Here is a 10,237-nt window from a genome sequence, read left to right as displayed (position 1 = left end):
ATAGACAAAACCATCCGGTCCGCCCTTGTAGGTGCCGTGTGGTGGAATATAGCTCCTCCGCTAGCGCTTGTCTCCTGACGAGTGCCATACCTAAAAATATAAATTGTCTTGTCCATAAACAGTTTACCAAAAACGTAAAATATGTAAACTTTTTTTAGGACGAGACACTCAATACGGCACTCGTCAGGAGACGAGCGCTAGCAAATGAGAGCTAGTAGAAATAACCTTATCAAATAAGCCTTATCTTTCTAAATTAAAACTACACTTTGCAGACACACGCGTTAGGGATTGAAACGGCATCCTTTTGCTTTCTTAGGTAAATTAGCAAATAGCTTAGGGAAGCTATAATTTAATTAGTGGATTCCTGCCTTCGCAGGAATGACAAAAGTAAAAGATACAGTGGAAAGCCCGACCCTTTTCGGGTAACGCCCAAATAAATAACTCGTGACAAGCCACTCGTTATTAAAATTTCAAAAAAAATCAAAAAACTAAATTCCAAAAAAAACAACTCATAAATAACACTAATTTAAGTCGCTGGCTTGTACTCTTTTTTATCGATGATAATTTTTGCTAAAATCTCACGTAATATCTCGGAAGTACCGCCCCCAATTGGCCCTAGCCTACTATCTCGTAATAAACGCGCCATAGGATATTCTTCCATGTAGCCATAACCGCCTAAAAACTGAAGGCATTGATAAATAACGGTATCGGCCATTTTAGTGGACTTTAGTTTTGACATGGTTGCTTCTTTAACAACGTACTCGCCTTTATTTAATCCGGAGGCTACTGCATAGTTAAAGGATTTACAAATTTCCATATCGGTGTATAAATCTGCTACGCTATGTCTTAATGCTTGGAACTTATCGATAGTTCTGCCAAAAGCTTCACGCTCGCTCATATATTGTAGTGCATACTCTAGAGCATACTCCGCTCGTGCATGGGCATTAATTCCCATAATTAAACGCTCTAACGAAAAGTGTTGCATAATGTATGAAAAGCCTTTGTTTTCTTCGCCCATAAGGTTTGCAAGAGGCACTTTGACATTATCGAAGGCTATTTCTCCAGTATCGGATGCATTCCAACCAAGTTTACTTAATTTGGTTGCAGATATTCCTGCCATATCTCTATCCAAAACAAATATGCTAATGCCTTTATTACCTAGTTCGGGAGTTGTTTTAGCAGTTACAATCAAATAGTCACTTGAAACCCCATTGGTAATGAATGTTTTTGATCCGTTGATTATGTAATGGTCATCTTTTTTAACTGCAGTCGTTCGCATTCCTGCCACATCACTACCTCCAAATGGCTCTGTAATACAAAGGCATCCTATTTTATCGCCTGCTATACTTGGCGCTAAATATTTTTGTTTGATGGCTTCATCGCCTTCCGCATTTAAATGTGTCATAGCTAAATAACAATGTGCCCAAATTGCCGCGGCAAAACCACCAGAATTTATTTTTTGAAGTTCTTCAAGTAATATAACGGTGTAGAACAAGTCTAAATCCATACCACCATAAGCTTCAGGATAATTGATTCCGAAGAAGCCCATGTTTCCAAACTTCTTCCAAATAAATCTATCGATATTACCTGTTTTCTCCCATTTTTCAATGTGAGGTACCACTTCTTTTTGTAAAAAATCTTGAAGACTTTTTCTAAAAAGATTATGTTCTTCGGAGAAATATATGCTATTCATTCAATTTTCTTTTTCGGTGTGCAAATATAATTCAATTATCTGTAATTTATTTACAGGGAAGCCTTTAACTTTTGTTAATTCATTTATAGAATTATAACCTGCTCTTAATTGGCGTTGTTCAACAATGTTATGCGCTAAATCATAATCTATGAGTGGAATGGTAACCAAATCATCAATGGTTGCCGTATTTATATTTATTTTTTGAATGGCTTTTGGTGTTTTTACCGTAAACTGATTTGTGATTTTTTCTACAACCTCGGGAGTTAATCCATAGACATCTAGAAGTTGAACATCGGCAATAAAACCGCCTTCAAATTTATTTCTATATTTAACAATGCGATCTGAAAACACTTTACCAACTCCATTTATTTTTTGAAGTTGTTGTGCTGTAGCAGTATTTAAATCTTGCTTTTGAGCATAGGTGAACGTCTTATTATAATTATTACCACCGCGCCGGCTGGCCTTTTCGCTAAAATTATCCACTGGATAATTTCTTGACGCTCGATCCGGATTAGTGATCCATTCTGGCAATTTAAAATACGGTGATATGGCATTTAAAAGCGAATCGGATACTTTCGTAACTTCCTGAAATTGTCTGGTAGTATTAACCCATTTATTCTGTTCTCTAAAGGCTGATAGTCTATCAATTTCTTCATTAGTCATACCTAATGTAGCGCCTTTAAAATCTGTCATATAATTTGGATTAAATGGATAAATTTTTGGCTTACTTTCTTCCAACTGAACAAGCCTTAAAGAGTCTATTTCTTTAGTAAATTCTAAAAGTGCTTCTTTATTAACTGGAGTATCGTCCGAAGAGATCCCGATAACTATCGGGACGACAAAAAAATACACACATTGAAAAATTATTATAAGAATTAGCAATAAAAAAATCCCATTTCGCTGTTCTTTTGAAAACGTAAAATGGGATTTTATATGCATTTTATATTTTTTTAGTCTGTCAAATTGAATTTGCTAAGGGTTTTAAAATGTCATTGAACTTTTTGAAGCTCATTTTTTAATCTAGTTTTATAATTATTTTTTAGATTTTATAGCACTCATATATTTATTTAGTTCTTCTTTAACTTTAGGAGCAAGAATAACTAAACCAACCATATTTGGAACCATCATAGCAAATATCATGGCATCCGAAAACCCGATAACAGAACCTAAGCTAGCTGCTGCTCCTATTACTACGAACACACAGAATAATAATTTATATGTGTATTCCATTTTTTTTGTTCTTCCAAATAAATATGCCCAACCTTGAAAACCGTAGTACGACCAAGAAATCATTGTGCTAAATGCAAATAAAACAACGGCAATAGTAAGCACATAGGGGAACCAAGAAATTGCAGATTCGAATGCTCCAGAAGTTAATAAAATAGCTTGCGCATCATTTAAAGATGCATTTTCAGCTGCAACATTACCAGTTATAATTAAAACTAAGGCTGTCATTGTACAAACGACAACAGTATCAATAAATGGTTCTAATAAAGCCACCATACCTTCTGATGCTGGGTATTTAGTTTTTACTGCTGAATGTGCAATAGATGCAGAACCAACACCAGCTTCATTCGAAAAAGCAGCTCGTCTAAACCCTTGTACTAATACGCCAATAGCACCACCGGCAACACCTTCTGGACTAAAAGCGCCATTAAATATTTGCACAAAAGCATCACCAATCATATTATAGTTAGCAAAAATTACAAACAAAGATGCAGCAACATAAATGACAACCATAAATGGTACTATTTTATCTGTAACCTTAGCTATTTTTTTAATACCTCCAATTATTACGATACCCACAAAAACGGCCATTATTAATCCAAACAACCAGCCTTTACCATGTAAAAATGAATTTTCACCTCCAGTAATATTTTCAACTAATTGAAATGCCTGATTAACTTGGAACATATTTCCGCCACCAAATGAACCACCAATTACAAAAACCGCAAATAGTGCTGCCAAAATTTTACCCAAACGAGAATAACCTTTAGTTTTTAGACCTTTTGTTAAATAATACATTGGACCTCCGTAAACTGTACCATCATCCTCAATATCTCGATACTTAACCCCTAAAGTACACTCTACAAATTTTGACGCCATTCCTAAAAGACCAGCCACAATCATCCAAAAGGTAGCTCCTGCACCTCCGATAGATACTGCTATCGCCACACCTGCTATATTCCCTAGACCAACTGTGGCTGATAATGCAGCAGTCAAGGCTTGAAAATGTGTAACTTCTCCCTCGTGTCCTTCTATTCTAATGGTATCTGGATTGTCATCTTCATCTGTAAATTTTGACTTTGAAATTTCGACTTTATGATCTTTTCGTTCTTCCAGATCATCATATTTCCCTCGAACAATATTTATAGAAGTCCAAAACCCTGTAAAATTTATCAACTTAAAATAGAATGTAAAATATGTTGCTCCAAGAATTAAAGGGAATAACACCCAATATACCTGAACTTCATCACCAAAAGGAATCTTATAAAAAATAAAATTAACAAACCATCCTGTTGCTGCTCCAAATTTCTCATCAATAAGCTGGTCCAAGCCTTTATGAGCAGTTTCTTGAGCAAATGTTAGAAATGGAATTATTACTGCGAAAATTGAAAGAAGGTACTTCTTCATAAGGTTTGTGTTAGTTCGTTTTTATTGAAAGATTCTTACTAAAAGCTGGCAAGATGCTAAAAAAAAATGATTTTTTAAAACAATGATAGTTAAAATAGCATATTTACTAATTGATGCCGTACTCAGAATTTAATGCCTCAATTTGTTCTGGTCTTCCAAGAACAATAATTTTTGAATGTCTGGCAAGCTCCATGTCTGCTTCAGGATTTACCATATATTCACCGTTTTCATCTTTATAACCAATAACCGAGCATCCCGTTTTTTTGCGAAGATCTAAATCCCTAATAGTTTTAGGCTTTTTAGAATCATAAAATTTTTCTACTGCAACTTCCTCAATATTGATATTAGACTTTCCAACAATAGATAAATTATCAATAAATTCCATTAAACCGGGCACAACAACTAATGATGCCATGTGATCTCCTCCTATTTTATCTGGTAAAATAACATTATTGGCTCCAGCAAATTTTAGCTTATCATAAGAAGATTCATTTGATGCGCGGCTAATTATATTTATTTTGCTATTTAATTGTCTTGCAGAAAGGACTACAAACAAATTATCTGCATCGTTTGGTAATGCTGAAATAAAACATGATGCTCTTTCTACACCTGCGGTTATTAAAGTTTCATCTTCATTGGCGTTTCCAATAACATAAGGCACCTCATCTAGTTGCATACGTGCTTCCATTTCCTTATTCTTTTCAATCACTACAAACTTCTTTTTATAAGCCATAAGCTTTCTTGCCGCTTGCTTGCCGTTTCTTCCATAACCACAAATTACAATGTGGTTCTTAAAACTTTCAATCTTTTTTTGCATCTTTTTGTGTTTTAATTCTTCTACATCATTTTTACTTAAAATGTATTCCGTAATTATAGATAAAGCATAACCTACTATAACAACACTTGCTAAAATTAAGAATATTGTAAATATTTTAGACTGGTCATCTAATGGAGAAACCTCACCAAAACCAACAGTTGTCATGGTTATAACGGTCATATAAAACGCATCAATCCATGAATAACCAGAAATCATGACGAAACCAAAAACCCCAATAAGCATAATAACAACCAGTAGAAAAACGGCTGTGTATATTTTTGTTCTAAAAAACTTTATTAGTGGATTCATAAATCAAAAACCGACGAGCGTTTTGTGTAAACTAAATCTTTAATATGCATCCAAAATGCTAAAAATAAATAGAGCGCAAAGCCAAAACCAACGGTTACAAAAGTTAAATACATAAATGAGGTTCTCACTACTTTGGCTCTAATACCAAAACGGTCTGCAATACGCTGGCATACATAATACCCATGTTTCTGAAAAAACAATAACGGTTTGTAAATATTGTTCATGCTGCAATTTAAGGTTTTGTTTATTCGTTTAAAAGTTTATCTGTTTAAAAATTGATTACCAACAGCACATTTTAAACATTTATTTTTATCGCAATATTCTGTTTTGAGTTGAATAAGTGCCTGAGCGTCTAAAGATGATTTTGATACTTTTTTTAAATTATTAAATGCGCTAATGATATTATTTTTTTCTGAAGCTATTGCCGTAGCTAGTTTTATAATTTCAGAATCTACTTCCTCTCCTTTTTGTTTAGCATAACTAAACTTTATGGGTAGAATAGTATTGATTAGCAATAAATCTACAAACGACTTTGATAATGTCTTAGTTGAAGATTTTGATTCTTTTTGAAACGTGTAATGCGTTTTCCAAAACTCAGAAGTTGATACTTTAAATAGCTCATAAAAGTCTTCTAATTTGTTTAATTCTATGACTTTAGAAAATAAATTTTGGTGTTTACTATACAAATTTGCTAATTGCGATAATCTAATTGTTGGAAAATTTGGTGGTCGTAATCTGAAGAATTGTAATGGTAAAACTTGATTATTCTTGATGCCAAATTTTTGCTTTAAAAATTCATATTCATCGGTCAAGCCTGAGTAATAAGCATCTTCAACATCTTTTTCCAGCAAACCCGCCTGACCAAATAACAAAGCTTCTAAAACCTGAGGATTTGATTGTGTTTTTCTGATTAATGAAAAGTCTATGGACTGCGCTAAACTAAAAAACGACTCGCCGTTAACTTTTAGTCCGAAATTTTTAGTTAGCATTTTAAACAACACGGATTCCCAATCATTTTTAGATGCATCCAGAAGTGTTTTAATGGTTTTTGATTTTCGCTCTAAACGTTCAAAATACAATCGCTCTAACCAATTACTCAAAATAAAATTATCTGTCGATGCAAAATCATTTTCGCAATTAATCCATTTGTTTTGTTTAGCAAATAGTTTTTCATAATTATTCAACATGGAAACATCTACAACATCTTTCAACTGCAACGTTGGTATAGCTGTGTTGTCTTTTCTAAACACTTCTGTATCGTCTTCCCAAACCACATGAAGAATTACATTATCATAAGTCTTGTCTTGCTCGTGACTATGCAAAAACCAATCTGAAGAATTTATATGAATTTCCACATTTCCAGCCCAGAGCTGTTCTCCTATTTTAATTTTTGCATTGAAAAAATCTGGACCTGAATTAAAATTATGTTGCCCAACGGAAGTGACTACAATAGATTTCGCTGTTGTTGTTTTTAAATTATTAAATCGAAATTTTTTATGTTTCCAGATGTAGTGTAAAAAATCTTCTTGCATTTTACTAAACTAATAAAACCTGCGCAATTTAAATACCTATTTTTTTGTATTTTAAAACAAACTATTTGATAAAAGAAGGGTCTAAATTTTAAGTACATGGCAAAAATTAATTTTGTGAAATAAACTACTCGCAAAAAGACCTGAAAGGTTTTCAAAACCTGTAAGGTCTATGTAACTAAAAAGACGTAATATACTACAAGTGTGCAGTTTATAATTCTATTCCTAAATTTTTGTTATGTACTAAAGTCTAAATGATAAAATCTTCAAATTATGAATCAAGAAGTTGTACTCATAAAAAATCTTAAAAATCCGAAGCTTAAAAATAAAGCCTTTAAGGATTTACTTGATATATATCAAGAACGCTTGTATTGGCATATTCGAAAAATAGTTATTACCCATGATAATGCCAATGATGTATTACAAGAAACTTTCATCCGAATTTTTAATGGTATTAATAATTTTAAGGAGAAAAGCTCATTACATACTTGGATGTACAGAATAGCGTACAATGAATCTATCCGTTTTTTAGATAAGAATAAGATAAAAACATCCGTTTCTATTAATCAAGACAATAACGCATATCTAAAAAACTTAACTCAGGATATTTTTTTTAATGGCAACGAATTACAATTAAAATTAAATGAGATAATTTCTGAACTTTCAAGCAAACAACAACGTGTTTTTCAAATGAAATACTTTGATGATTTAAGCTTCCATCAAATATCGGATATTTTGAATATCAGTGAGAATACCTTAAAATCATCTTACTATAGTGCCGTAAAAACTATTGAAGACAAAATATTAGCAGCATGCTAAACAAACTATTTAATGAAATTGAGGTCAAATTAAATATTACACAAATATTATGAAAAAATCAAATCAACATAAAGCAGATATTTCAAGATTACATAAAGATAAACTTGGAATGGCGGTTCCTGAAGATTTCTTTGCTAAATCCAAAGCAAACATTCTTAATAAAGTTATAAAACCAGAAAAACCTAAACAATCTATTTTTTGGTTAAAACCAATAATTGCATATCCTATGGCTGCAAGTATTATTCTTGCTATTGCACTTATTTTTTGGATGCAAAATAATAATACAAAAAACAATAATCAGATAACCAATACCGAAAATATTGAACTATGGAATTCTGATAGTCTTGATAGCGATTTTTTAATATCGTCTCTCATGATTTCAGACACTGAGATGGATAACTATTTGGATCGTTATATTTTAAATAAAATTGTTATTGAAACCGAATTATATGAACAACAATTAGAAAACATTTTTATCAATTCTGTTTTAATAGAAGACTCGTTAATAAATAATTACATAGATAAAAGTCTGATTGAAAATATAGTTTTATAGTTTTCAAACTATTTTAAACTTTTAGGTTCTAAGTAATAAAACAGATATAATAACTTAAAATTATAAGTCATGAAAACAACACCTTTAAAAACAGTAATCGTATTATTTAGTTTATTAATGCTTTTAACTACCGGAAGTACACTTTTTGCTCAAGATGTTGAAAACTCTCCTATTATGAATCAATTATCACTTCAGCAAAAAGACATGTTACAAACACAACGCCAGATAATGTTGAAAAACAGAGAACATCTTAAAGCGTCGTTAACAGAACAACAGTTAGCCATTTTACAAGATAAAACTCAAACTAAAGATCAAATGAGAATGCGTTTAAGAGCAACTTTCAATGATGCGCAAAATCAAATGGTTAGAAGTCAAGAAAGACAATTACGTCAATTAAGAGACCAATTTAGAGCATCTTGTACTCAAGAACAAAGAAAAATGCTACAAGAACATATGCAACAAACCAGACAATCATCTAGTCAAGGTGAAATGAGAAATGGCGAAGGTTTTGGAGATCATGGAGGTAATGGAGATAAAACCAGAAATAATGATGGAACCCGTATGGGTAGTGGAAACGGTAATCATAGAGGAGGCAGTTAAATCTAGTAAAGATGAAAACTCACTCCATGTTTAACAAACAAATCTTAGCTTTTTGGTTGCTGCTGTTTACAGTGGCAACCTCGGCTAGTTTATATGCCCAAGAGCCAAAAGAAGATGAAATAGATATACTTCTTGATGAACTCTTTTTTGACGACCAACAATTTATGAATGATATTTTAGATTCATTCGACACTCATAATTTTATTTACACGAATGTTTCTTTTAACAGTAATACTTTTTTTACTGGTCGTGATTCTGGAATCAATCAGTTTAATATAGTTCCACAAATATCATATTACAGCGCTTCAGGATTTAATGTTAGTATTTCTGGTATTTACTACGAAACCTTTAGTCCTAATTGGGATTTTACCAATATTTCTCTAGGTTACTATAACACTATTGGTAAAGATAAGCTTGTTAATTATAATGTTGGATATACCCGATATTTTTATGCCAATGGTTGGGACACTTTTACAAACTCGATAGATTTAAGTTTAGGTGTACGAAATAAGAAACGGACTCTTGGCACAAAACTGGCGACATCGTATTTATTTGGAACAGACCAATCTTTACAAATTGTTTCACGTAGCTACGCCAATTTAACAATAACCAAAGAAAAGGGTTATACACTAAAATTCAGACCGCAAATTAACTTTGTTGTAGCACAACAAACTACCGCTTTAGAACAATTAAATACTCAAGGTGATGTAACTACAGTCGAATATATTTATAACCACATTTTCGATTTATTAAACACCCAAGTTAATATACCTCTAACTTTAATTACCAAATCGTGGGATTTTGAATTGGGTTATAACATAAATTTCCCGTCGCGTGTTGAAACAGAACCTGTATTAAAAAACACCAGTTTTTTTAATTTATCAATCGGTTATTTAATTGATTTAAAATAGAAGAAAAAATCACAAACAATTAATAAAACAACATGTATTTGTAAGTTTACATTTTTCAGATGTAATGTAAAAAATCTTCTGGCATCAAACGTAACAACTTTATATTTTTTTTGAAGTGAATTATACTACTCAAAAACTATAAAGTTGTTTAGTACATGACAAAAAATTTAAAACAGAACTATAAACTACACATATATAACATATTACACCTTTTTTGTTAAGTAGTCCTCACAGGTTTTGAAAACCTGTGAGGTCTTTGTTATCCTGAAAATTGCGAGTAATGCATTACTGAAAATAAATTTTTGTCATGTACTTAAATAAAGTTGTTAAATTTGAATAAACTTTTAAATACATGAAAGAACTTACTCTAAC

10 protein-coding genes are annotated in these 10,237 nt (G+C 32.0%); 4 read left to right on the top strand and 6 right to left on the bottom strand.

The features are described 5' to 3' along the window. Nucleotides 1-526: 526 nt before the first annotated feature. The 6 genes from AAC024_RS15020 to AAC024_RS14995 all read right to left on the bottom strand — a co-directional run bounded on the left by AAC024_RS15020 (nt 527) and on the right by AAC024_RS14995 (nt 6,985). On the bottom strand, nt 527-1,693 hold the full coding sequence (locus tag AAC024_RS15020; RefSeq protein WP_339896312.1) for an acyl-CoA dehydrogenase family protein: 1,167 nt from the start codon (nt 1,691-1,693) through the stop codon (nt 527-529). After that, on the bottom strand, nt 1,694-2,632 hold the full coding sequence (locus AAC024_RS15015; protein WP_339896311.1) for a helix-hairpin-helix domain-containing protein: 939 nt from the start codon (nt 2,630-2,632) through the stop codon (nt 1,694-1,696). It abuts the gene before it with no gap. A gap of 93 nt (nt 2,633-2,725) precedes the next feature. After that, complete coding sequence (locus AAC024_RS15010) at nt 2,726-4,327, bottom strand: alanine/glycine:cation symporter family protein (RefSeq protein WP_339896310.1); 1,602 nt, start codon at nt 4,325-4,327, stop codon at nt 2,726-2,728. Nucleotides 4,328-4,433: 106 nt separating this feature from the next. Further along, nucleotides 4,434-5,453 (bottom strand): potassium channel protein, encoded by a 1,020-nt coding sequence (locus AAC024_RS15005; RefSeq protein ID WP_339896309.1) that lies wholly within the window; start codon nt 5,451-5,453, stop codon nt 4,434-4,436. Next, the gene (locus tag AAC024_RS15000; protein WP_339896308.1) at nt 5,450-5,677 is read right to left on the bottom strand and encodes a PspC domain-containing protein; all 228 of its coding nucleotides are present in this window, start codon (nt 5,675-5,677) and stop codon (nt 5,450-5,452) included. Before AAC024_RS15000 ends, AAC024_RS15005 begins: the two co-directional genes overlap by 4 nt. A gap of 36 nt (nt 5,678-5,713) precedes the next feature. Continuing rightward, nucleotides 5,714-6,985, bottom strand: a complete 1,272-nt coding sequence (locus AAC024_RS14995) for a DUF2851 family protein (protein ID WP_339896307.1) — start codon at nt 6,983-6,985, stop codon at nt 5,714-5,716. 270 nt (nt 6,986-7,255) lie between these two features. On the opposite strand from AAC024_RS14995, the gene AAC024_RS14990 reads away from it, so the two are divergent. The 4 genes from AAC024_RS14990 (at nt 7,256) to AAC024_RS14975 (ending at nt 9,865) form a co-directional block, all read left to right on the top strand. Then, on the top strand, nt 7,256-7,801 hold the full coding sequence (locus AAC024_RS14990) for a sigma-70 family RNA polymerase sigma factor (RefSeq protein ID WP_339896306.1): 546 nt from the start codon (nt 7,256-7,258) through the stop codon (nt 7,799-7,801). Between the two features lie 49 nt (nt 7,802-7,850). Next, complete coding sequence (locus AAC024_RS14985) at nt 7,851-8,354, top strand: hypothetical protein (protein ID WP_339896305.1); 504 nt, start codon at nt 7,851-7,853, stop codon at nt 8,352-8,354. 69 nt (nt 8,355-8,423) lie between these two features. Beyond that, nucleotides 8,424-8,954 (top strand): hypothetical protein, encoded by a 531-nt coding sequence (locus tag AAC024_RS14980; protein ID WP_339896304.1) that lies wholly within the window; start codon nt 8,424-8,426, stop codon nt 8,952-8,954. Nucleotides 8,955-8,980: 26 nt separating this feature from the next. Then, nucleotides 8,981-9,865 carry a hypothetical protein gene (locus AAC024_RS14975; protein WP_339896303.1) on the top strand — a complete coding sequence of 295 codons (885 nt, stop codon included), beginning with the start codon at nt 8,981-8,983 and terminating at the stop codon, nt 9,863-9,865. Nucleotides 9,866-10,237 lie beyond the last annotated feature (372 nt).

It is taken from the genome of uncultured Algibacter sp., from assembly GCF_963976535.1.
Lineage (GTDB): Bacteria > Bacteroidota > Bacteroidia > Flavobacteriales > Flavobacteriaceae > Algibacter_B.
The sequence above is the reverse complement of the archived record's forward strand: the minus strand, read 5'-3'. Positions and strand labels throughout refer to the sequence as shown.

Coding starts and splice junctions, on each gene's coding strand:
- AAC024_RS15020 (WP_339896312.1), bottom strand. CDS start 1,693: ATGAATAGCATATATTTCTCCGAAGAACATAATCTTTTTAGAAAAAGT.
- AAC024_RS15015 (WP_339896311.1), bottom strand. CDS start 2,632: ATGCATATAAAATCCCATTTTACGTTTTCAAAAGAACAGCGAAATGGG.
- AAC024_RS15010 (WP_339896310.1), bottom strand. CDS start 4,327: ATGAAGAAGTACCTTCTTTCAATTTTCGCAGTAATAATTCCATTTCTA.
- AAC024_RS15005 (WP_339896309.1), bottom strand. CDS start 5,453: ATGAATCCACTAATAAAGTTTTTTAGAACAAAAATATACACAGCCGTT.
- AAC024_RS15000 (WP_339896308.1), bottom strand. CDS start 5,677: ATGAACAATATTTACAAACCGTTATTGTTTTTTCAGAAACATGGGTAT.
- AAC024_RS14995 (WP_339896307.1), bottom strand. CDS start 6,985: ATGCAAGAAGATTTTTTACACTACATCTGGAAACATAAAAAATTTCGA.
- AAC024_RS14990 (WP_339896306.1), top strand. CDS start 7,256: ATGAATCAAGAAGTTGTACTCATAAAAAATCTTAAAAATCCGAAGCTT.
- AAC024_RS14985 (WP_339896305.1), top strand. CDS start 7,851: ATGAAAAAATCAAATCAACATAAAGCAGATATTTCAAGATTACATAAA.
- AAC024_RS14980 (WP_339896304.1), top strand. CDS start 8,424: ATGAAAACAACACCTTTAAAAACAGTAATCGTATTATTTAGTTTATTA.
- AAC024_RS14975 (WP_339896303.1), top strand. CDS start 8,981: ATGTTTAACAAACAAATCTTAGCTTTTTGGTTGCTGCTGTTTACAGTG.